Annotated in this window: 24 protein-coding genes; 9 read left to right on the top strand and 15 right to left on the bottom strand. The window is 72.4% G+C overall.

Annotated elements, in window-relative coordinates:
• Positions 1-32: 32 nt before the first annotated feature.
• The 3 genes from ACIP93_RS11885 to hsaA form a co-directional block, all read right to left on the bottom strand.
• On the bottom strand, positions 33-941 hold the full coding sequence (locus ACIP93_RS11885; RefSeq protein WP_401757688.1) for a VOC family protein: 909 nt from the start codon (positions 939-941) through the stop codon (positions 33-35).
• Between the two features lie 235 nt (positions 942-1,176).
• Complete coding sequence (gene hsaD, locus ACIP93_RS11880) at positions 1,177-2,049, bottom strand: 4,5:9,10-diseco-3-hydroxy-5,9,17-trioxoandrosta-1(10),2-diene-4-oate hydrolase (protein ID WP_401757686.1); 873 nt, start codon at positions 2,047-2,049, stop codon at positions 1,177-1,179.
• A complete protein-coding gene (hsaA, locus tag ACIP93_RS11875; RefSeq protein ID WP_401757684.1) occupies positions 2,046-3,227 on the bottom strand; it encodes a 3-hydroxy-9,10-secoandrosta-1,3,5(10)-triene-9,17-dione monooxygenase oxygenase subunit in 1,182 nt (393 codons plus the stop codon). Before hsaA ends, hsaD begins: the two co-directional genes overlap by 4 nt.
• 290 nt (positions 3,228-3,517) lie before the next feature.
• Here hsaA and ACIP93_RS11870 point away from each other — a divergent pair, with 290 nt between their 5' ends.
• On the top strand, positions 3,518-4,417 hold the full coding sequence (locus tag ACIP93_RS11870) for an IclR family transcriptional regulator (protein ID WP_401757682.1): 900 nt from the start codon (positions 3,518-3,520) through the stop codon (positions 4,415-4,417).
• A 219-nt stretch (positions 4,418-4,636) separates the two neighbouring features.
• On the opposite strand, the gene ACIP93_RS11865 is transcribed toward ACIP93_RS11870, so the two are convergent.
• The 7 genes from ACIP93_RS11865 to ACIP93_RS11835 form a co-directional block, all read right to left on the bottom strand.
• A complete protein-coding gene (locus ACIP93_RS11865; protein ID WP_401757680.1) occupies positions 4,637-5,623 on the bottom strand; it encodes a 2Fe-2S iron-sulfur cluster-binding protein in 987 nt (328 codons plus the stop codon).
• Positions 5,620-5,847, bottom strand: coding sequence for a hypothetical protein (locus tag ACIP93_RS11860; protein WP_345223969.1), 228 nt, complete (start codon positions 5,845-5,847; stop codon positions 5,620-5,622). Before ACIP93_RS11860 ends, ACIP93_RS11865 begins: the two co-directional genes overlap by 4 nt.
• Positions 5,847-7,094 carry a Rieske 2Fe-2S domain-containing protein gene (locus ACIP93_RS11855; protein ID WP_401757678.1) on the bottom strand — a complete coding sequence of 416 codons (1,248 nt, stop codon included), beginning with the start codon at positions 7,092-7,094 and terminating at the stop codon, positions 5,847-5,849. The genes ACIP93_RS11860 and ACIP93_RS11855 overlap by 1 nt, the downstream gene beginning before the upstream one ends.
• Before the next feature lie 10 nt (positions 7,095-7,104).
• Positions 7,105-8,187 (bottom strand): 4-hydroxy-2-oxovalerate aldolase, encoded by a 1,083-nt coding sequence (dmpG, locus tag ACIP93_RS11850; protein ID WP_401757676.1) that lies wholly within the window; start codon positions 8,185-8,187, stop codon positions 7,105-7,107.
• A complete protein-coding gene (locus tag ACIP93_RS11845; RefSeq protein WP_401757675.1) occupies positions 8,184-9,125 on the bottom strand; it encodes an acetaldehyde dehydrogenase (acetylating) in 942 nt (313 codons plus the stop codon). The genes dmpG and ACIP93_RS11845 overlap by 4 nt, the downstream gene beginning before the upstream one ends.
• Before the next feature lie 12 nt (positions 9,126-9,137).
• On the bottom strand, positions 9,138-9,926 hold the full coding sequence (locus ACIP93_RS11840) for a 2-keto-4-pentenoate hydratase (RefSeq protein WP_401757673.1): 789 nt from the start codon (positions 9,924-9,926) through the stop codon (positions 9,138-9,140).
• Between the two features lie 184 nt (positions 9,927-10,110).
• Entirely contained in the window at positions 10,111-11,121 is a 1,011-nt protein-coding gene (locus ACIP93_RS11835) for an aminoglycoside phosphotransferase family protein (RefSeq protein ID WP_401757671.1), read from the bottom strand.
• A gap of 162 nt (positions 11,122-11,283) precedes the next feature.
• On the opposite strand from ACIP93_RS11835, the gene ACIP93_RS11830 reads away from it, so the two are divergent.
• Entirely contained in the window at positions 11,284-11,985 is a 702-nt protein-coding gene (locus tag ACIP93_RS11830; RefSeq protein ID WP_401757669.1) for a DUF6585 family protein, read from the top strand.
• A gap of 60 nt (positions 11,986-12,045) precedes the next feature.
• Positions 12,046-12,705 (top strand): hypothetical protein, encoded by a 660-nt coding sequence (locus ACIP93_RS11825; protein ID WP_401757667.1) that lies wholly within the window; start codon positions 12,046-12,048, stop codon positions 12,703-12,705.
• Here the strand turns inward: ACIP93_RS11825 and ACIP93_RS11820 are convergent.
• From ACIP93_RS11820 to ACIP93_RS11810, 3 genes are all read right to left on the bottom strand, one after another.
• Entirely contained in the window at positions 12,692-12,913 is a 222-nt protein-coding gene (locus tag ACIP93_RS11820; RefSeq protein ID WP_401757665.1) for a DUF397 domain-containing protein, read from the bottom strand. The genes ACIP93_RS11825 and ACIP93_RS11820 overlap by 14 nt on opposite strands.
• Before the next feature lie 122 nt (positions 12,914-13,035).
• Positions 13,036-13,245 (bottom strand): DUF397 domain-containing protein, encoded by a 210-nt coding sequence (locus ACIP93_RS11815; protein WP_401757663.1) that lies wholly within the window; start codon positions 13,243-13,245, stop codon positions 13,036-13,038.
• Positions 13,242-14,069, bottom strand: a complete 828-nt coding sequence (locus tag ACIP93_RS11810; protein ID WP_401757662.1) for a helix-turn-helix domain-containing protein — start codon at positions 14,067-14,069, stop codon at positions 13,242-13,244. Before ACIP93_RS11810 ends, ACIP93_RS11815 begins: the two co-directional genes overlap by 4 nt.
• 107 nt (positions 14,070-14,176) lie before the next feature.
• On the opposite strand from ACIP93_RS11810, the gene ACIP93_RS11805 reads away from it, so the two are divergent.
• Positions 14,177-14,389, top strand: a complete 213-nt coding sequence (locus tag ACIP93_RS11805; protein ID WP_401757660.1) for a hypothetical protein — start codon at positions 14,177-14,179, stop codon at positions 14,387-14,389.
• 276 nt (positions 14,390-14,665) lie between these two features.
• Here ACIP93_RS11805 and ACIP93_RS11800 read toward each other — a convergent pair whose 3' ends face one another.
• Positions 14,666-15,574, bottom strand: a complete 909-nt coding sequence (locus tag ACIP93_RS11800) for an SDR family oxidoreductase (protein ID WP_401757658.1) — start codon at positions 15,572-15,574, stop codon at positions 14,666-14,668.
• Between the two features lies 1 nt (position 15,575).
• Positions 15,576-16,352 carry an SDR family oxidoreductase gene (locus tag ACIP93_RS11795; RefSeq protein WP_401757656.1) on the bottom strand — a complete coding sequence of 259 codons (777 nt, stop codon included), beginning with the start codon at positions 16,350-16,352 and terminating at the stop codon, positions 15,576-15,578.
• A gap of 68 nt (positions 16,353-16,420) precedes the next feature.
• Between ACIP93_RS11795 and ACIP93_RS11790 the strand changes: the two genes are divergently transcribed.
• Genes ACIP93_RS11790 through ACIP93_RS11770 form a run of 5 tightly spaced genes read left to right on the top strand, consistent with a single transcriptional unit; the run spans position 16,421 to position 20,926 of the window.
• On the top strand, positions 16,421-17,203 hold the full coding sequence (locus tag ACIP93_RS11790; protein WP_401757654.1) for an enoyl-CoA hydratase family protein: 783 nt from the start codon (positions 16,421-16,423) through the stop codon (positions 17,201-17,203).
• Entirely contained in the window at positions 17,200-18,054 is an 855-nt protein-coding gene (locus ACIP93_RS11785; RefSeq protein ID WP_401757652.1) for a CoA transferase subunit A, read from the top strand. Before ACIP93_RS11790 ends, ACIP93_RS11785 begins: the two co-directional genes overlap by 4 nt.
• Complete coding sequence (locus ACIP93_RS11780; RefSeq protein WP_401757650.1) at positions 18,051-18,806, top strand: CoA-transferase subunit beta; 756 nt, start codon at positions 18,051-18,053, stop codon at positions 18,804-18,806. Before ACIP93_RS11785 ends, ACIP93_RS11780 begins: the two co-directional genes overlap by 4 nt.
• A gap of 20 nt (positions 18,807-18,826) precedes the next feature.
• Positions 18,827-19,894, top strand: a complete 1,068-nt coding sequence (locus ACIP93_RS11775; RefSeq protein WP_401757951.1) for an NAD(P)H-dependent flavin oxidoreductase — start codon at positions 18,827-18,829, stop codon at positions 19,892-19,894.
• Between the two features lie 30 nt (positions 19,895-19,924).
• The gene (locus tag ACIP93_RS11770) at positions 19,925-20,926 is read left to right on the top strand and encodes a tyrosine-protein phosphatase (protein ID WP_401757648.1); all 1,002 of its coding nucleotides are present in this window, start codon (positions 19,925-19,927) and stop codon (positions 20,924-20,926) included.
• Positions 20,927-21,347: the final 421 nt, after the last annotated feature.

Below are 21,347 nucleotides of genomic sequence, written 5' to 3'. Positions count from 1 at the left end.
TACGAGGTGATCAGTGGCGGGGTTCGGGCCCGTCAGCCGTTCCACTGATGGCCCCAGAAACTGTCCGAGGTCATTTCCTTCGCCACCCAGTCGGCGGGGTCGACGATCAGTCCGTCCCAGCCGTACTCGACCTGGAAGCCACCCGGCGCCTGGGCGTAGAAGGAGACCATGTGGTCGTTCGAGTGACGGCCCAGAGAGGAGGCGATCGGCACTCCGGCCTTCTGCATGCGGTCCAGGCAGTAACCGACGTCGTCGAGGGTTTCCAGCTCGACCATGAAGTGCACGATGCCGGGCGGCAGCGCGCCCGGGTAGAGGCCCAGGCTGTGGTGGCGGCGGTTGGGGCTGAGGAAGTGCATCGTGTGGAAGTCCTCGCCGGGCCGGCCCGTGGGCACGGCGACGGGCGGGAGCTTCATCGAGTCGCGCAGTTGGAAGCCGAGGACGTTCTCGTAGAACGCCAGGGTCTCCTCGGTGTCCGGTGCGGGGACCACGACGTGCCCGAGCCCGAGGTTGCCGCCCTCGGGGGTCGAGGTCACGAAGCGGTTGCCGTACGGGGTGCCGAGCGGGCTGTGGTCCTGGGCCTGGCCCCAGAAGATCTCCAGGGGGTTGCCGCTGGGGTCCTGGAGGTGGATGAGGCCCTGGACGCGGCGCTCGGCGAGGGTGGCGGCGTCGGCCTGCTTGACGACGACTCCGGCGGCCTCCAGTTCGGCGGCGGTGGCGGCGAGCGCGGCGGCGTTCGCCACCTCGAAGCCGGCGGCGAGGAGCTTGTCGCTCTCGCCGGCGACGATCTGGAGGCGGTGGACGCGGTCGTCGATGCGCAGGTTCACCTGCTGCTCGGTGGAGCCCTCGGCCTCCACCATGCCAAGGATGTCGAGGGTGTAGGTGCGCCACTCGTCGAGCGAGGCGGTTTCGAGGCGCAGGTAGCCAAGAGCACGGATGTCCATGGGAGGTGACGGCCCTTCGAGGCGGGGAAGAGGAACGGGGGAGGTCGGCGGTGGCGGCCGATGGCCGACGGGCGGCCAGTGGCGGCCGGGGCCCTTCAGTGGCGTCGGCGGTTCGGCGTCGGCGGTGGCGTCGGCGGTTCGGCGGTGGCGGTGGCAGTGGCGTCGGCGTTCGACGGCGCCGGGGGCCCTTCGGCGGCGTCAGGGGCTTTTCGGCGGCCGCTGCGAGCAGCGGCGTTCAGTGGGTGAAGAAGTCCATCGCCAGTCGGTTGAACTCGGCGGCCTGCTCGCGCTGCGCCCAGTGACCGCAGTGCGGGAAGACGTGCAATCGGGCGTCGGGAATGGCCTTGAGGGCCACGAACGCGCCGTCGAGCGGGTTGACCCGGTCCTCGCGGCCCCAGGTCAGCAGCGTCGGCTGGGTGATGCGGTGGGCCTCGCGCCAGAGCATGGTGTCCTCGGGCCACCGGGCGAAGGAGGCGCCCATGCGGGCGTTGCCGAGGGCGGCCTCGGGGTCGGTGGCCTGGGCGTACCGCTCGTCGATCAGCTCGTCGGTGACGACCGCCGGGTCGAAGGCGAGGGTGGTGAGGAAGGTCTTCATCTGCTCGCGCGTGGGCGCGGCCGCCGTGCTGAACTCGAAGAGCCGCTTGATGCCCTCGGTGGGGTCGGCGTGGAAGAGGTTGACCGAGACCCCGCCGGGGCCCATCAGGAGGAGCTTGGCGACCTTGTCCGGGTGGTTCAGCGCCAGCCGGGCGGCGGTGCCGCCGCCGAGGGAGTTGCCGATGAAGTGGGCGCGGACGATGCCGAGTTCGTCCATCAGGGCGGCGACGGCGTCGGCGGCGTAGGAGAAGAAGTCCTTGTCGGGTTCCGGCTTGTCGGACTTGCCGTAGCAGGGCTGGTCGACCAGGAGCGTACGGAAGTGCTCGGCGAAGACCGGCAGGTTGGCGCCGAAGTTGGACCAGCCGGAGGCGCCGGGACCGCCGCCGTGCAGCATGATCACGACGGGGGCGCCGGGGGCCGCGCCGGCGGGTGCGGCCTCGTGGTAGTGGAGGGTCAGGCCGCCGGCCTTGACGGTGCGGGAGCTGGACGCGTAGGTGATCTCGGGCCCGCTCACAGCATCGTGTCCTGGATGTCGAGGCCGAGGGCGCCCTGGCCGAAGAGGACGAGAGCGCGCTCGGGGTCGTTGGCGGCGTGCCCGCGGCCGGTGTGGGCGTCGCGCCAGGCGCGCTGCACGACGTTGGACGCCTTGTTGCGCATGGCGCTGCCGCCCGCGTTCTCCATCAGGAGGTCGACGGCCGCGACCGCGCGTTCGGTGGCGAGGACCTGGTCGCGGCGGGCCCGGGTGCGCAGCGGCATCGGGAGTTCCGCGCCGCGCTCGGCCAGTTCATACAACTCCGTGATGTTGCGCTCCAGTTGGAGCCAGGCGGCGTCGATGTCGCTGGCCGCGCGGGCGATGCGGACCTGCGCGAAGGGGTCCTCGGCGACCTGCTGGCCGTAGGAGACGCGGAAGCGCTCGCGGGTGGCGGCGACGTATGCCTCGTAGGCCCCCTCGGCGATGCCGACGACGGGGGTGGAGATGGTGGTGGTGAAGATGGAGGCGTACGGGAGCCGGTAGAGGGGCTCCGGGTTGACCTGCTGGCCGGGGGACTTCAGGGCGGTGACCGGGCCGAAGCTCAGCGCGCGGTGCTCGGGGACGAAGACGTCCTCGCAGACGATGTCGTTGGAGCCGGAGCCGCGCAGGCCGACGGTGTCCCAGACGTCGTTGACGGTGTAGTCGTTGCGCGGGACCAGGAAGGTCCGCATGTCGACGGGACGGCCGTCGGCGTCCTTGATCATGCCGCCGAGCAGGGCCCAGTCGGTGTGGTCGCAGCCGGAGGAGAAGTGCCAGGCGCCGGTGACCCGGAAGCCGCCTTCGACGGGGGTGACCTTGCAGGTGGGGGCGTACGAGGAGCAGATGAGGGTGCTGGGGTCCTCGCCCCACACCTCGTCCTGCGCGCGGACGTCGTAGAGGGCGACGTGCCAGGGGTGGACGCCGACGACGGAGGAGACCCAGCCGGTGGAGCCGCAGGCCTTGGCGATCTCCTTGACGGCGGTGTAGAAGGCGGCGGGGTGCGCGGCGAGGCCGCCGTACCGCTTGGGCTGGAGGAGGCGGAAGAAGCCGCACGCCTCCAGCTCCTTGACGCTGGCCTCGGGGACCTTGCGCGCGGCCTCCGCCTCGGCGGCGCGCCCGCGCAGCGTCGGGGCCAGTGCGCGGACCGCCGCGAGGACTTCGCGGACTGCTTCGTCACCCATGCGTGTCGCCTCTCGGGATGTGCGGGATCGAGTGGAGTGGCCAGAACGTACGCCGCGCCGTTCGGGCACGAAATACCGGGTTCCCACTGAGCGGGAAGGGCGGCGGGAGGGGGCTCGCCCGCGCTCGGGCCCTGCGCCGTCGCCCCTCCCGCCCGGCTGCGGTGTATGCCGAAACGAAATACCTCAGTACGACCCCTTCCCCCCGGAGCGGGCACCGTGGCAGGGTCGCCCCAAGGCCGCCCGCACGTCCGCAATGTCGCGGATGCGTACCGCACACAGGGGTTCCTCTGATGACTGACCTCATGCCGGAGCAGACGATGCCCGCCGAGCAGCCGCTCTCCCTGCTGGAGAAGGCCGCGAAGGTGCTCGGCGCGTTCGACGGGGCCCAGCCGCGGCTCTCCCTCACGGAGGTCGTGCGGCGCTCGGGCATCCCGCGCTCGTCCGCGCACCGCATCCTCGACCAGCTCGTCGGACTGCGCTGGCTGGACCGGGAGGGCCGGGACTACCGGATGGGCATGCGGATGCTGGAGCTGGGGGCGCTGGCCTCGCACCACAACCGGCTGCGCCGGGCCGCGCTCCCCCGCCTGCACGCGCTGCACGAGCAGACGGGCCATCTGGTGCACCTCTCGGTGCTGGACGGCACGGAGGTGGTCTACCTGGAGCGGATCGGCGGTCTCGACGACACGAGCGTGCCGTCGCGGGTGGGCGGGCGGATGCCGGCGTACTGCACGGCGGCGGGCAAGGCGATCCTGGCCTTCAGCGAGCCGGACGCGGCGGAGCACGTGATCGCGGCCGGGCTGCGGCCCCGCACCCCCTCGACGCTGGTGCGCCCGGCGTCCCTGCGCCAGGAGTTGGCGGCGGCCCGCGACCGGGGGCTGGCCTTCGACCGGGAAGAGGCCTTCCGGGGCGTGGCGTGCGTCGCGGCTCCGCTGCGGGGGGCGGGGCGGGCGGTGGCGGCGATCTCGGTGTCCTGCAAGGGGGGCGTGTCGGCGCACCGCGAACTGGAGCGGCTCGCTCCGGCGGTGCTGGGGTGTGCGCGGGCGGTGTGGCGGGAGCTGTACGGGCCGGGGCGGGCGCGCATCCGGGCGGCCGAGGCCGCGCCCGTCGCCCCGGCGGTGCCCGAGCACCGGATGTCGGAGCAGGCGATGGACAACATGATGGGGTGGCTGGGGCGCAGCGAGTGGATGTAGGCGGGGGACGGCTGCCCGGAGGGCATGCCATCAGGGGCGCGGGGAACTGCGCGACCAGCCACGACGCACCCGCACGGAGCCCCGCCGCCAAGCGGGCTGGGACGAAGGGCGGCCCCGCCGCCCAGAGGGACGAGGACGAAGGGCGGCCCCGCCGCCCAAGGGGGCGGGGACGCGGGGACCTCCAAGGGGCCGCGGGGCCTTCCAAGGGGCCGCGGGGCCCTACTCGTACGCGATCTCCACCCTCGCGCTCAGCGGCAGCGCCTGGCACGCCAGGACGTAGCCCTCCGCCAGGTCCTCCTCGTCCAGCACCTCGTTGCGCAGCATCTTCACCTCGCCCGAGACGACCCGGCAGCAGCACGCGCTGCACGCCCCCTCCCGGCAGGAGAACGGCGCGTCGAGCCCCGCCGCCAGCATCGCGTCGAGCAGTGGGACGTCCTGCGCCCACCCCACCTCGTGCGCCTCGCCGTCCAGCGAGACACCGGCCACGAACGACCCGTCCGAGGCGACGGCCACCGGCTCCCGGCCGAAGACGTCGTCCGCCAGCGAGAAGTACTTCTCCCGGTGCACGACCCGCGCCCCCGCCCCCCGCAGCGCCGCCTCCGCCGCGTCCATCAGCGGCACCGGCCCGCACAGGTACGCGTCCCGGGCGGCGTACGGCGCGAGTGCCGTGCCCAGCATCGACGCGGTCGGCAGCCCCTGGAGGGACTCCAGCCAGTGCACGACGGCGAGCCGCCCCGAGTGGGCCTCGGCCAGCCCCCACAGCTCGTCCCGGAAGATCACCGACCCCTGGTCGCGGTTCGCGTACAGCAGGACCACGCTCCCCCGCCCCGCGCTCAGCACGGACTTGAGGATGGACATGCACGGCGTGATGCCGCTGCCCCCGGCGACCAGGACCACGTCGCGGTCCAGGTCGCCCGGGGTGAAGGCGCCCGCCGGGGCGAGCACCTCCAGTTCGTCCCCGGCGGCCACCGTCTCGCAGACCCAGCCGGAGCCGAGGCCGCCGGCCACCCTCTTCACCGTGACCTTCATGGGCTCCCCGGTGTGCGGGGAGCTGGCCAGGGAGTAGCAGCGGGCGGCCCCGCCCGGGACGCGCACCGTGAGGAACTGCCCCGGCGCGTACGGAAGGCGGGCGTCCAGCACGAGCGACACGGCGTCGTCCGTCTCCCGTACGACCTCCGCGACCCGCACCTTCACGGCCCCGCTCATGTGCCGCCCACCTCCAGCAGCCCGGAGGCGACGGCGGCGTCGATGGAGTCCCGCAGTTCTCCGCAGGACCGCGCCCGGGCGCTCAGCACCCCGGCCGCCACCTCCTCCCGGATGCGGGGGCAGACCTGTGCGGCCTCGTCCGTCCACTGGACCTGCGTATGGGCGGGGCTGAACTTCTCGCACAGGACCTGATTCCCGCAGGCCCCGCACTCGACGGCCCTCATCACGAACCGGCCCCCGCCCCATCGGCCCCCGCCGCGCCCGGAGCACCCGAAGCGCCCGAGGTACCCGGAGCAGCCGCCGCACTCGCCGCACCCTCGCGCGCCGCGATGTTCGCCGCCGCCTCGGCCCGCCACGCCTCGTTGGCGCGAGTGGTGTCGATCTCGAACTCGAAGCGCCGGACCATCTCGTCCTTGACGTCGGCGGCGTCCACGTAGAACTGCTCGTACCAGCGCCGAAGCTGGTAGACCGGGCCGTCCTCCTCCGTCAGCAGCGGGTTGTCGATCCGGGTCTTGTTCTTCCAGATCTCCACGTCCTGCTCGAAGCCGACGGCCAGGCCCTCCGAGGTGGTCCGCGCCGCCTGGGCGGCCTGCTCGTCCGTCATCCCGGGCAGCTTCTTGACGATCGCGCCGTACATCAGCACGAAGCTGTTCGCGTCGATCGGGTAGTGGCAGTTGATGAGCACGGACTCCATCTCCTGCCCGCCCCCGACGTCCGCCCACAGCTTGTCGATCATGTACGAGGGCCCGTGGTACGAGGCGTCGGAGCGCAGCCCGCCGGTGGCCGACAGCGTGCCCAGGTCGATGTCCGGCCGGGGCGAGGACTCCATGTACTGGGTGGCGACGTGCCCGTCGAAGACGTTCTTGAAGTACTCCGGGAAGGCGTAGTGCACGTAGTAGAAGTGCGCCATGTCGACGACGTTGTCCACGATCTCCCGGCAGTTGGAGTTCTCGACGCGCAGGGAGTGCCAGGACCAGTCGCTCCACTCGTCCGCGCCGGGGCCGTGGACGCCCTCGATCTCGGGGATGGTGACCTCTTCGGTGGGCTTGGAGCCCTCCGGGTCGTTCCACACGTAGAGCTGCTTGTTGCGCTCCAGGGTCGGCCAGGCGCGGGTCTTGGCGCGCGCGGGGACGCGGCGGGCGTAGGGGATGCCGGCGCACCTGCCGTTGCCCGCCCAGCGCCAGTCGTGGAAGGGGCAGGCGACGGCATTGGCCTTGACGGTGCCGTGGGCGAGGTTGCCGCCCATGTGCGGGCAGTAGGCGTTCAGGACGTGGAGTTCGCCGTCGTCCTCGCCCTGGAAGACGACGAGCTTGGTGCCGAAGGCCTGAATCTCGTGCGGGGCGCCGTCCCGGAAGGTCTCGGCCAGTCCCAGGCAGTGCCAGCCGCGCGCGAAGCGGGCGGGCGGGGCCCCGGCCTCGATGACGCGTACGTCCGCCTCGGGCTGCGACACGTCGTGCTGCTGAACAGACATGGTTCTCCCCCTACTTGACGGCCGCGTGCGGCGACCGGCCGGATTCTGCCGCGAGTTCCACTGCGATGTCGATCAGTTGGTCCTCCTGGCCGCCGACGAGCCCGCGCTCGCCCGCGCGCAGCAGGATGCGGGCCCCGGAGACGCCGTAGCGTCCGGCCTGCCGGTAGGCGTGCTTGAGGAAGCTGGAGTAGACGCCGGCGTGGCCCATCATCAGCGACATGCGGTCGAGCAGGCACTCGTCGTCCATGACGGGCCGCACGACGTCCTCCGCCGCGTCGATGATCTTGAGTACGTCGATGCCGGTGCGGATGCCCATCTTCTGGCAGACGGCCGCGAAGGCCTCGACGGGGGTGTTTCCGGCCCCAGCCCCCAGCCGCCGGGTCGAGCCGTCGATCTGGAGGGCGCCGGCGCGCACGGCGGCGACCGAGTTCCCGACCCCGAGCCCCAGGTTCTCGTGCCCGTGGAAGCCGACCTGGGCGTCGCCGCCCAGCTCCGCGACCAGCGCCGCCACCCGGTCGGTCACGTCGTCCATGACCATCGCGCCGGCCGAGTCGACGACGTACACGCACTGGCAGCCGGCGTCCGCCATGATCCGCGCCTGCCGGGCGAGGTTCTCCGGCGTGGTGGAGTGGGCCATCATCAGGAAGCCGACGGTCTCCAGGCCCATCTCCCGGGCCAGCCCGAAGTGCTGGACGGAGATGTCGGCCTCGGTGCAGTGCGTGGCGATCCGGCAGACGCTGCCGCCGTTGCCGTGGGCCGCCCGGATGTCGTCCTTGACGCCGAGCCCCGGCAGCATCAGGAAGGCGATCTTCGCCCGTCGCGCCGTGTCGACGGCGATCTTGATGAACTCCTGCTCGGGCGTCCTGGAGAAGCCGTAGTTGAAGGACGACCCCCCGAGCCCGTCGCCGTGGGTGACCTCGATGACGGGCACCCCGGCCCCGTCCAGGGCCCCGACGACGTTCCGTACGTCCTCGCCCGTGAACTGGTGGCGCTTGGCGTGCGAGCCGTCGCGCAGGGAGGAGTCGGTGATGCGGACGTCGAGGGCGGCGGAGTAGGTGCCGGTCGTGCTCGCGGTGTACGTCCTGCCGGTCATGCCCGCATCCCCTTCGCGAACTCCTCGCCGACCTTGGTCGCGGCGGCGGTCATGATGTCGAGGTTCCCGGCGTACGGCGGCAGGAAGTCGCCGGCGCCCTCGACCTCCAGGAAGATCGCGACGCGGGCCATGCCTCCGTTCATCGCGGACGGCTCGTCGAACTGCGGCTCGGTGCGCAGCCGGTAGCCGGGCACGTACGTCGTGACGTCCTCGGCGACCTGCTTCACGGAGGCGACGATCGCCTCGCGGTCGGCGTCCTCGGGGACGGCGCAGAAGACGGTGTCGCGCATGACGACCGGTGGGTCGGCGGGGTTGAGGACGATGATCGCCTTGCCCCGCCCCGCGCCGCCGATCTCCTCGATGCCGCGCGCGGTGGTCCGGGTGAACTCGTCGATGTTCGCCCTGGTCCCGGGCCCGGCGGACACGGAGGCGACCGAGGCGACGATCTCCGCGTACGCGACCGGCACGACCCGCGAGACGGCGTACACCATGGGGATGGTGGCCTGTCCCCCGCAGGTGATCATGTTGACGTTGTCCTGGTCGAGGTGGGCGGTGAGGTTCGCGGGCGGGACCACGGCGGGGCCGACGGCGGCGGGGGTCAGGTCGACGGCCCTGATGCCGAGTTCGCGGTAGCGCGGGGCGTTGGCCCGGTGGACGTACGCGCTGGTCGCCTCGAAGACGAGGTCCGGCCTCTCGTCCCGGGAGAGCAGCCAGTCGACCCCTTCGTGACTGGCCTCGACGCCCAGCTTCCGCGCCCGCGCGAGACCTTCGCTCGCCGGGTCGACGCCGATCATCCAGCGCGGCTCGATGTGCGCGGAGCGCTGGAGCTTGTGGAGCAGGTCGGTGCCGATGTTGCCGGAGCCGACGATGGCGGCGGTGGCCTTCCGGGCACGAGTCCTGCCGGCGGGGCCGGTACGGGCGGGGGCTTCCTGGTTCATCGCGTACGTTCCTCAGCTGAAGGAGAGGGAGACGGAGCCGAGTCCGGAGAACTCGGCGGTGCAGGTCCTGCCCGCGACCACGTCGACGGCGCGCGTGCAGGACCCCGGCAGCACCAGGTGCCCCTTGCGCAACGGCACTCCGAAGCGGGCGACGGTGCGGGCGAGCCAGGCGACGGAAGCGGCGGGATCGCCGAGCACGGCGTCGCTGCGCCCCCGCGTGATCACCTCGCCCCCGCACCGGAGGGTGGCGTCGATGCCGCGCAGGTCCAGCTCGCGCGGGTCGCGCCCGTCACCGGTGACGTATCCGGCGGACGAGGCGTTGTCGGCGATGGTGTCGGCGATGGTGATCCGCCAGTCCGCTATCCGGCTGTCGATCAGCTCGATGGCCGGTACGACGCGCTCGGTCGCCGCGAGCACGTCCGCCACGGTGCAGCCCTCGCCCGGCAGGTCGTCGCCGAGCACGAAGCCGACCTCGACCTCGATGCGGGGCGCGCAGTAGCGGGCGACGGGCACGGGCTTGTCCTCGGACAGTTCCATGCCGTCGAGGAGGTGCCCGTAGTCGGGCTCGTCGACGCCCATCATCTGCTGCATCACGGAGGACGAGAGCCCCACCTTGTGGCCGGTGATCCGCGCCCCGGCGGCGACGCGCTGCCGGATGTTGAGGAGCTGGATCTCGTACGCGTCCTCGGTGGAGATCCCGGCAAAGGCGTCGCTCCCCGCGAGGGGGGCGACGGGCGTCCGGCTGTGCTCGGCGGAGCGCAGCAGCTCCGCGGCCTCCAGCCTCCGGCGGTCGTCGAGCATGGGAGCGGTCCTCCAGGGCGGTGGGGCGGTGCGTTGCGGCGAGGCTAAGCGGGGGCCGCCACCGCCGGGGAGGCCGAATTCCCACTGGCCGGGAAAGGGGGCGGGGGCTTCCGGGCGGACGCGCCACGCCACCGGGAAGGGGCGGACCGGGAGCGCTTCCGGCTCGCCCCACTCCGCCGCTCCCCTACAGCAGCGGCTCCCGGAACAGCTCGCGCAGCCAGCGCGCCACGTCCGTGCCGTCGCCCGCCGCCGCCCCCGGGAACAGCCGCCCCCAGGCCCCCGCCCGGCCCACCGCGCCGAGGCGGCAGGCCAGGCTCACCGCGCGGCGGAGCTCGGCGGCGCTGTGCCCGTCACCGCTCCACGGCTCCAGGTAGGCGTCGCGCAGCCGGGGCAGTGCGTCGCTCCCGTAACGCCCCTGGACGAAGCGGGAGTTGACGAGGAGGCTCGCGAAGGGATGCCCGACGACGGCGTCGCCCCAGTCGAAGAAGGCGTACCGGTCGGGGTGGGCCGCCCCCGGGGCGAAGACCTGCCCTTCGTGCAGGTCGGAGTGGTCGAGGGCGGCGGGGATGCCGAGGTCCGCCAGCTCCGCGCACCAGTCCGCGACCAGGCCGGTCCGCGCGAGCAGGTCCGTCCGCTCGTCCGCCGGGAGGGCCGCGCAGGTGCCGACCATGCGTGCGTACGTCTCCACCAGCGCGGCGGTGCGCAGGCCGGGCACGCCCAGGGCCTCCGCCTGGTCGGCGTACGGGATCAGGGCGCGCTGCATGACGGCGTACTGGCGCAGCGGTTCCTCCCAGGCGCGGGCGTCCGGCTCGGGCTGCGCGTCGAGCACGTCGGCGAAGAGGGGACCCCCGTCGGGCCACAGGGCCCAGCCCCGCTCGGCGTCGACGGCGTACGGGTGCAGGACGTGCTCCGGCGCCCACCGGGCGAGCGCCTCGCCGAGCCCGGCCTCGAAGGCGGAGGCGGGCGGATTCGCCTTGAACCAGGCGTTGCCGCCGCCGCGCAGGGGCATGCGGACGAGCACCGACCAGGGCCGGAGGCGTACGCCGCGCCGCCGGGCGGTGTCCTCCCGGAGCCCGGCGTCCGCCACGGCCCGCTCCGCCCAGCCGAGGGCCCGCCGCTGCCAGTCGGGGTCGTCCCAGGGGGTGCGGGTCCCGGCGTGATCGCCCAGGTCGAGGGCGGGAGAGAGGTCGTTCATGGGGGCATCCCACCACCGGGGCGGGTCCGGCATCCAGTGGATATCACCCGGAGCCCGGGAGCCCGTACGGGTTCCGCCTCCGGTGGCCGCTGAATTACCTTTCGGCGTACACGAGTTGGAGGACTCTCCGGTCCTCCGCCATCTCAGGGGGAACACGACCGCATGGCACAGAGGCCCGATCTCACCGAACCGCCGACCGCTTCCGTCGCCGCCCTCGCCGCGCACGCGGACCTGGGGCAATGGGCGGGCTGGACGTTCGTCCCGTACGGGGGCCTGCGGTACCGGAAGTGGAAGGACAGCCGCCTCTACCTCTACGTGGGCGGGGTCGTCATCAGCGACACCCGGGCCGGCTCCGAGATCACGCGCAACTGGGCGGACACCCGCGTCCTGGTGTACCGGCGTTCCGTCAACGGCGGCTTGACGGACTCCAGTCACACCCTCATCGACGGGAGGGGCGTGGGGGTCAGCATAGGCCCCGGCGGCCGCACCTTCCGCGAGGGCGACAAGCAGCTGCACGGCATTGCCGAGGTGGTGCAGGGGCCTCCGTTCCTCTACCCGGGCGACTGGGGCGACTTCATCCAGGACAGCATCACGAAGACGCATCTTCTGCCCGTCCTGGCGCGGATCGAACGCGGCGAAAGCGTGTCGTTCGGGGCGTTCACGGTGGACCGGCAGGGCGTGACGGGCCGGAAGCGCACGGCCGCGTGGACGGAGATCGCCAACCACTGGACGTACGACGCGAAGCTGTACTTCAACGACGTCAGGAAGCGCTCGGTCGGCGACTCGGCGAGCACGCACGACATCGCCAACCTCAACCTCTTCCTGAGCGTGGTGGAGCGGCTCAAGCGGGGGGCCGCCCAGTAACGGCCCCCGGAGCCGCAGCCGCCTGCCCGCCGCCCGCGCACGGCCGATACCCTTCGCGCCATGGGCGACGGCATCGCGTGGATGGGCGCACTCCACCCCACCCCTCCTTCGGGCACACCCGGCACGACCGGCGGCATCTCGCTGACCTTGGCCCGGGGCGTGGGGACCGACGAGTTCCTCATCAACCTGGGCGCCGACTTCGACGAACTGGCCGCGCGCCTCCCGAGCCGAGAACTGACGCTCCCCGCAGGGCAGTTGGGGCACCACTCCCCTCTGCCCAACTGCGCCGTGTACGGCACGTGCGGTGAGTGGACGTACGTGGTGGAGCACTGGGGCATGGCGACCTGGGCCACCGGCTACCAGGGCAAGGCCGCGTCGATGCTCCCCTGCGAGGGCGAGGAGATCGTCTGCCTGACCGCCAACCGGTACAACCCGCCGGCCCTGATCATCCACGCCCCCGGCGCCCGCGCCCACCGGGCCGACTTCGGCACCGACACGGGCCAGGGCTCACCCCTCGATGCGGCGCTCCACGCCGCGGGGGCGGTGTACCCGTCGATGCCCGAAGCCGCTGAGGACGAGGTCGTCGCCTACTACGAGGAGCACGGCGCACGCCTCCCCGAACTCGTCTTCGCCGCCGTGGGCGCCTACACGGGTGTGTCCGCCGACCAGGACGCCGTGCGGAACGGCACCCTGCCCGGCATCCTCATCACCCCGGCGTAACGGCCGCGCCCTGCGTCTGCCGCATCGACTTGATGCCGGTGAGGAAGGCGGCGAAGGTGTGGGTCGTCAGTCCCAGGCGCGGGCCGTCCGGATTCTTGGAGTCGCGGATGAGGACTGCGTCCGGTGGGGTGGCGATCTCGACGCAGTCTCCGCCATTGCTGCTGTACATGGACTTGCGCCAGTGGAGCGCTTGGACGGCCTCGGTCATCGGGGGCCCCTTCCGGACGCCATGCCTGCGAGCACGCTTCGGACTACTGCCGATGCTAGAGGCCGTGGCCCGGCGGGGCGAGACCGCCGCCCTCGCGGATGCGGGGCGGCGGGTCTCGTTGCTCAACGAGCCTGGAGGTCGCCCGATTTGATGCCGGTGATGAAGGTGGAGAAGGCGTGGGCGGTCAGGCCCAGGGTGGAGCCGTTGCGGTTCTTCGAGTCGCGAACCGGGACCACGCCGTGTGAGGCGGCAAGGTCGGCCGCGATCTCAACGCACTGGCCGCCGTTTTCGCTGTAGGAGGACTTGAACCAGTGGAGAGTTTCGATCGTCACGGAGTGCCCTTTCGTACCTGCTCGATCATGGCCACGGATTCCGCTTGCGAAAGCGCTTCGGCCTGTAGCTGATGGTAGGCCGTCAGCATCGGCAACACGGCAGTGCCTTCTCGTTCAAGGTGCCCTCGCTGTGACGACTCCGCGTACGACATGAGTGAACGGTCCGGCATCGTCAACACCGTGACCGGAAGGCTCATTGGCCGACGCTCGCCCATGACGAACGGGGCGACCTGAAGCACCGTGTTCGGCAGCTCGGCGAACTCGATCAGCCGCGCGAATTGCGCATCCATCACCTCTCGCCCACCGACGGGACGCCGAATACAACTCTCATCCAGCACAGCGAAGAAGAGCGGGGGCTGAGCCCGAGTGAGCAGCCTCTGCCGTTCCGCCACGACGGAAACCCGTTCATCCGCCTGCTGCGACGTAAGCGCACCTCGGCGGACGGCAGCGGCGTTGATGACGGCCGCGTATTCCGGCGTCTGGAGCAGGCCCGGGACGACCCCCACCTCGTAGAGCCGGATCTCTGCCGCCCGTCCCTCGTGACTCACATACTCCGGAAAGCCCTCCAACAGACTGCCGTGCCGCATCTGACGCCACTCACGCTCGAAGTGGTCCCCGGTCCCGAAGGCCAAATCAACGCACCTCACGAACCGCAAGGTTGGCATCTTGCGACCAGTTTCGACGGCGGAGATGTGCGTACTGGAGTAGCCCGTGCGCTCACTTAATTCTTCCTGCCGCCAGTTGTGCTCCAGGCGCGCAGCCCGGAGACGTGCACCGAACGCCGCTTGCGGGGAACTCTCCGGGTTCAACTCCTTGATGTTCAAAGGCTCGACACCAACTTTCCGTCCGCATCCGACACGTTGAGGTCATGCCCGGTACACGCCACGCTGAACCTCCCCAGTAGTGAACCCACTACGGAGAGGAGTCACCCATGCCCAGCACCGCCCGCGCCTGGCTCGCCGCGTTGACCGCCGAGTACGGCACGGAGGGGACCCTGCACCTCCCCCACGAGCCGGCCGCCTTCCCCGCCCCGAAGGGCGGGGAAGAGGACGAGGAAGACACCGAACAGCCCACCATCTCCGCCGAGTTGAGCGCACGCGTCGCCGAGTACAACCGGCAGCGCCGCATGTTCGGCGGCCGGTGATGACCGTACGCAAGTCCCTGCGCTTCGTGCCGTACCGCATCGCCCCCGACCCGCTGTCTGAGCCCGAGTACGAAGCGGTCTGCGTGTCCGGCGACGACGCCGACTGCGGGGCGGCGTCCGGCACCGGGGAAACCCCCATGGGCGTCGCCGCCTGGCAGTTCACGCACTCCGCCGAGACCGGGCACACCCGCTTCCGGCGCACCTTCCACGAGTACACGGTGACGGAACCCGCCGACGGCTCGGAATGCGCGATCGCCCCCAGGGCGCGGGCGGCCGCTACCGCGCCCCGTACACCGGCATCGGAGCCTCCGCCCGCGCCAGCAGCTTCGACGCCGCCTCCCCCGCCTCCGCCGGGGTCCACCGCGCGCCCTTGTCCGCCGTCGGGCCCGGACGCCAGCCCTCCATCACCGTGATCCGGCCGGCCTCGGCCTCGAAGACGCGGCCCGTGACGCCCGCCGAGGCATCGGAGCCCAGCCACACCACCAGCGGCGAGACGTTCTCGGGGGCCATCGCGTCGAAGGCTCCGACCTCCGGGGCGGCCATCGTCTCGGCGAAGGTCTGCTCCGTCATACGGGTACGGGCCGCCGGGGCGAGGGCGTTGACCTGGACCCCGTACCGGCCCATCTCGGCGGAGGCGACCAGGGTCAGGCCGACGATCCCGGCCTTCGCGGCGGAGTAGTTGCCCTGCCCGACGCTCCCCAGCAGCCCCGCGCCGGAACTGGTGTTGACGACACGGGCCGCCCGCCGGCGTCCGGCCTTCGCCTCCGCCCGCCACCACTGCGCCGCGTGCTTCAGCACCAGGAAGTGGCCCTTCAGGTGCACGCGCAGCACCGCGTCCCAGTCGTCCTCGTCCAGGTTGACCAGCATCCGGTCGCGCAGGAAGCCCGCGTTGTTGACCAGGGTGTCGAGGCCGCCGAACACGTCGACGGCCGTGGCCACCAGCGACGCCGCGCCCTCCGTCGTGGCGATGTCGCCGCCGTGCGCGACCGCCCCGCCGCCCGCCGCGCGGATCTCCGCGACGACCTCCTCCGCGGGGCTCTGCGAGGCGCCCGCCCCGTCCGCGCTCACGCCCAGGTCGTTGACGACGACCTTCGCCCCCTCGGCGGCGAAGGCGAGGGCGTGGGCGCGGCCCAGGCCCCGTCCCGCACCGGTCACGACCACGACGCGTCCCTCGGCGATACCCATGTCAGTTCCCTTCGGCTTCGGACTTGTTCGCATTCGCGGCATCGAGGAAGGCGGGGCGCTCGCCGCCCCCGTGCACGAGCAGCGAGGCCCCGTTGACGTACGCCGCCCGGTCCGACGCGAGGAAGACCGCCGCGTCGCCGATGTCGGACGGCCGGGCCATCCGGCCCGCCGGAATCGTCCGCGCGACCGCCGCGAGGCCGTCCTCGTCGCCGTAGTGGAGGTGCGACAGCTCGGTCCGCACCATCCCGAGGACCAGGGTGTTCACCCGTACCTCCGGGGCCCACTCCACGGCCATGGACCGCGTGAGGTTCTCCAGCCCGGCCTTCGCGGCCCCGTACGCGGCCGTCCCCGGCGAGGGGCGCGTACCGCTCACGCTGCCGATCATCACGATCGATCCGCGCGCCCGCTTCAGGTGCGGATGCGCGGCCAGTGCGGCGTTCAGCGGGGCGAGGAGGTTCAACTCGATCACGCGGGCGTGCCGCTCGGGGCCGCCGTCCGCGAGGAGCCGGTACGGGGTGCCGCCGGCGTTGTTGACCAGCACGTCCAGGTGTCCGTACGACTCCACCACGCCCGCGAGGAAGGCTTCGACGGCCTGCGCCGCACGCAGGTCCACCGACCGGAACTCGGCCTCGCGGCCCGCCGCCTCCACCGGCTCGTCCGGCGGTCGCCGCGCGCAGACCACGACCCGTGCCCCCGCCGCCAGGAAGGCCCGCGCGATGCCCGCGCCGACTCCCCGGGTGCCGCCTGTGACGACGGCGACCCTCCCGTCCAGTTCCATTCGCTGCTACCTTCCCTACACGAACAAGCACCTAACAAATGTTTGGTGGAAAGGTAGCTGATCCATTCATGGGTGTCTCCACCTCCCGCCCCGGCCCCTCCGGCCTCCACGGCGGCGTCGCCGTCGTCACCGTCGACTTCCCGCCGGTCAACGCCCTGCCCGTCCAGGGCTGGTACGACCTGGCCGACGCCGTACGAGCAGCCGGGCGCGACCCCGGCGTGCGCTGCGTCGTGCTCACCGCCCCGCCCGGCAGCCGGGGCTTCAACGCGGGCGTCGACATCAAGGAGATGCAGCGCGAGAGCGCCGCGGGCGGCGGCCACACGGCCCTCATCGGCGCGAACGGCGGCTGCGCCGAGGCCTTCGCCGCCGTGTACGAGTGCGAGGTCCCGGTCGTCGCGGCCGTCGCCGGGTTCTGCCTGGGCGGCGGGATCGGCCTCGTCGGCAACGCGGACGCGATCGTCGCCTCCGACGACGCCACCTTCGGCCTGCCCGAGCTGGACCGGGGCGCGCTCGGCGCGGCCACCCACCTCGCCCGGCTGGTCCCGCAGCACCTGATGCGCGCCCTGTACTACACCTCGCGCACCGCCACCGCGCGGGAACTGCACCACCACGGGTCGGTGTGGAAGGTCGTACCGCGCGGTGAACTCCATGACGCGGCGCTGGAGTTGGCGTGCGAGATCGCCCGCAAGGACGGCCACCTGATCCGCCTCGCCAAGGCCGCCATCAACGGCATCGACCCCGTCGACGTCCGCCGCAGCTACCGCTTCGAGCAGGGCTTCACCTTCGAGGCCAACCTCAGCGGCACCGCCGACCGCGTACGGAACGAATTCGGCAAGGAGAAGAGCACGTGACCGACAAGACGATGACCCCCGACGAGGTCGTCTCCCGCCTGCGCAGCGGCATGACGATCGGCATCGGCGGCTGGGGCTCGCGCCGCAAACCGATGGCCCTGGTCCGCGCCGTCCTGCGCAGCGACCTCACCGACCTGACCGTCGTCTCGTACGGCGGACCCGACGTCGGCCTCCTCGCGGCCGCCGGGCGCATTCGCAGGCTGGTGGCGGCGTTCGCGACGCTCGACTCCATCGCCCTGGAGCCGCACTTCCGCACCGCCCGCCAGGAGGGGGCGTTCGAACTCACCGAGGTCGACGAGGCGATGTTCATGTGGGGGCTGCACGCCGCCGCGAACCGGCTGCCCTTCCTGCCCGTGCGGGCCGGCATCGGCTCGGACGTGATGCGGGTCAACCCCCAGCTCCGCACGGTCACCTCGCCGTACGACGACGGGGAGACCTTCGTCGCGATGCCCGCCCTGCGCCTGGACGCCGCCCTGGTCCACATGAACCGCGCGGACCGGCTCGGCAACGGCCAGTACCTGGGCCCCGACCCCTACTTCGACGACCTCTTCTGCGAGGCCGCCGACGCGGCGTACGTCTCCTGCGAGCGGATCGTCGACACCGCCGAGCTGACGAAGGAGGCCGCCCCGCAGTCGCTGCTGCTGAAGCGGACCTCCGTGACCGGCGTGGTCGAGACCCCGAACGGCGCGCACTTCACCTCCTGCGTCCCCGACTACGGACGCGACGAGGCCTTCCAGAAGCTGTACGCCACCACCCCCTGGCCCGAGTTCGCCGAGCGCTTCCTGTCCGGCGCGGACGAGTCGGCGTACCGGACAGCGGTCCAGGCCTGGCACGAGGAGCAGTCGAAGTGAGCACCCCGACCCCCACGGACACCGTCTCGCGCGCCGAGTACTGCGTGATCGCCTGCGCCGAGGCGTGGCGCGACAACGGCGAGGTGCTGGCCAGCCCGATGGGCCTGATCCCCGGCATCGGTGCCCGCCTCGCCAAGCGCACCTTCGCCCCCGACCTGCTCCTCACCGACGGCGAGGCCATGATCGTCGGCCTGGACGGGACGCCGGAGGGCTGGCTGCCGTACCGCCACCACCTGACCATGGTCACCGGCGGCCGGCGGCACGTGATGATGGGGGCCAGCCAGCTCGACCGGTTCGGCAACCAGAACATCTCCTGCATCGGCGACTGGGAGCGGCCCGCGCGGCAACTGCTGGGCGTGCGCGGCGCACCGGCCAACACCCTGAACAACCCGACCAGTTACTGGGTGCCGAAGCACTCGACGCGGGTCTTCGTCGAGAAGGTCGACATGATCTGCGGGGTCGGCCACGACAGCGCCGAGGCGGCCGGTCCTTCCGCGACCCGCTACCACCGGCTGCCGCGCGTGGTCAGCGACCTCGGCGTCTTCGACTTCGAGACCCCCGACCGCTCGATGCGGCTCGCCTCGCTGCATCCGGGCGTGAGCGTGGCGCAGGTCCGGGAGGCCACCGGTTTCGCCCTCGCGATGGCCGACGACGTGCCGTACACCCGCGAACCGACCGCCGAGGAACTGCGGCTGATCCGCGAGGTGGTCGACCCGCAGAACACCCGCGACCGTGAGGTGAAGCCCGTATGAGCGGCTCCGGAACCCCCGTGCTGGGGACCGCGTTCACCCGGCTCGTCGGCGTCCGGCACCCCCTCGTGCAGACCGGCATGGGGTGGGTGGCGGGACCGCGCCTGGTCTCGGCGACCGCGAACGCCGGCGCGCTCGGCGTCCTCGCCTCCGCGACCATGACGGTGGAGCAACTGCGGGCCGCCGTGCGGGAGGTGAAGTCCCGCACGGACGCGCCCTTCGGGGTCAATCTGCGGGCGGACGCCGGGGACGCCCGGGAGCGGGTGCGGATCATCGTCGAGGAGGGCGTGAAGGTCGCGTCCTTCGCGCTCGCCCCCTCGCGCGAGCTGATCGCCGAGCTGAAGGACGCCGGGGTCGTCGTCGTCCCCTCCGTCGGGGCCAAGCGGCACGCGGAGAAGGTGGCCGCGTGGGGCGCGGACGCCGTGATCGTGCAGGGCGGGGAGGGCGGCGGCCACACCGGCGACGTCGCGACGACCGTACTGCTGCCGCAGGTGGTGGACGCCGTGGACATCCCGGTGGTCGCGGCGGGCGGCTTCCACGACGGGCGGGGGCTGGTGGCCGCGCTGGCGTACGGGGCGGCCGGGGTCGCCATGGGCACCCGCTTCCTGCTCACCTCGGACTCCACCGTGCCGGACGCGGTGAAGGCGAAGTACCTGGCGGCGACGGTGAAGGACGTCACCGTCACGACGGCCGTCGACGGAATGCCGCACCGGATGCTCCGCTCGGAGCTGGTGACGGCCCTGGAGCGGTCCGGGCGGGTGCGGGCGCTGGCGCAGGCAGTGGTGCGCGCGGCGTCCTTCCGGAAGGTCTCCGGGCTGAGCTGGCCGCGGATGGTCCGTGACGGGCTCGCCATGAAGCACGGCAGGAGCCTGTCCTGGAGCCAGGTCCTGCTGGCCGCCAACACCCCCATGCTGCTGAAGGCCTCGATGGTCGACGGCCGCACCGACCTCGGCGTCATGGCGTCGGGGCAGGTGGCGGGCCTGATCGAGGACCTGCCGAGCTGCGCGGAGCTAGTGGCACGTGTCATGGCCGAGGCCGAAGCCGCGCTCGAAGAGCTGTACGCGTTCCGCACCCTGCCGACACCAGGGTGAATCCTCCTTTCCCGCACAGGAGTTGACCGCATGAGCCGCTCGATCCGTTCGATCCGCTCGATTCGCTCGGCCCGTTCGACCCGTCCGGTCCATCCGGTCCGTCCGCTCCGCAATCGGGTACGGCTGGCCGTGGGCGCGGCCGCGGGCGCGTTCGTCCTCGGCGCGACGCCCGCCGCGGCCCTCGCACCGGCCCCGGCGCACGGCACCGTGTCCCCCTCCCGGCACGACCACGCGAACACGATCCGGCAGATTCCGCTCCAGGGCGCGGTCAACGTCCGCGACGTGGGCGGGTACCGCACGCACGGCGGGGACCGGGTCCGGTACGGACTCGTCTACCGGGCCGACGCGCTCGGCAGGCTCACCGATCCGGACCTCACGACCCTGGCCGGGTTGCGGCTCGGCACGGTGATCGACTACCGGGTGCCGGTGGAGGTCCGGTCCGACGGCCCGGACCGGCTTCCGGCGGGGCTCGACGCCACCGCCCGGCCGGTCAATGACAGCGGGCTGTACGGGCAGATGACGGCGGCCATCGCCTCCAGGGACCCGGCGCGGCAGGAGGCGGCGCTGGGCGGGTCCAAGGGGTCCGACCTGATGAAGAAGGTGTACCGGACGCTGATCAGCGATCCGGCGAACACGGCGCAGTTCGCGAAGACCTTCCGGGACCTCGCCCGCAGTTCCCCGCGGTCCGCCGTGCTCTTCCACTGCACCTCGGGCAAGGACCGCACGGGCTGGACGACGTACGTGCTGCTGCGGGCGCTCGGCGTCCCGGAGCGGACGGCCCGGCAGGACTACTTGGCGTCGAACGCGATCAGGGCGGCGGCGGACAGGAGGGTGCGGGAGGGGTTGGAGCAGGCGGGGATGATGCAGAATCCGGATCTGCTGATTCCGTTGCAGGAGGTGCGGTCGGAGTATCTGGACACGGCGCTGGCGGAGGTGCGTGGGCGATACGGCTCCCTGTACGGGTACCTGACGAGGGGCCTGGGCCTGGACCGCAGGACTCTGCGCGACCTCCAATCCCACCTCACCACGTGACCCCCGGGGGGGCGAGAGGCAACACCGGCCTCCTTGCGTACCGCAGCCGCCTCCGCCCCCTCGGGCTCCGCAGCCGCCCCCGCTCCCGTCCCCTTCGGCGACGCAGCCGCCCTGCCACCCCCGCCTCCTTGGGCGACGGGGCCGCCCCAAGGGGGCGGGACGGGCGGGCAAGGGGGCGGCCCCTCCCGCTCCCGGCCCACCCGGGTGCCGCCCCCCTGCGTGAGCGCCTGTGCCGGGCACGCTCCTCCGCCAAGGCCGTGAGCTCAGCCCCGGTACCGGGCAGGCAGCCCCGCCCGGCTCGGGCAGAGAGGCCCCGGACCCGCCCCTTTCCCTAAAGCGCTCGCCGCGCGGCTGCCCAGGGTTCACTGCGGATGCGTCGTGGCTGAGCGCGCAGTTCCCCGCGCCCCTGGACGGGGCGTAC

It is taken from the genome of Streptomyces sp. NPDC088745 (assembly GCF_044751045.1).
In the GTDB taxonomy this organism is placed as follows: domain Bacteria; phylum Actinomycetota; class Actinomycetes; order Streptomycetales; family Streptomycetaceae; genus Streptomyces; species Streptomyces cremeus.
The sequence above is the reverse complement of the archived record's forward strand: the minus strand, read 5'-3'. Positions and strand labels throughout refer to the sequence as shown.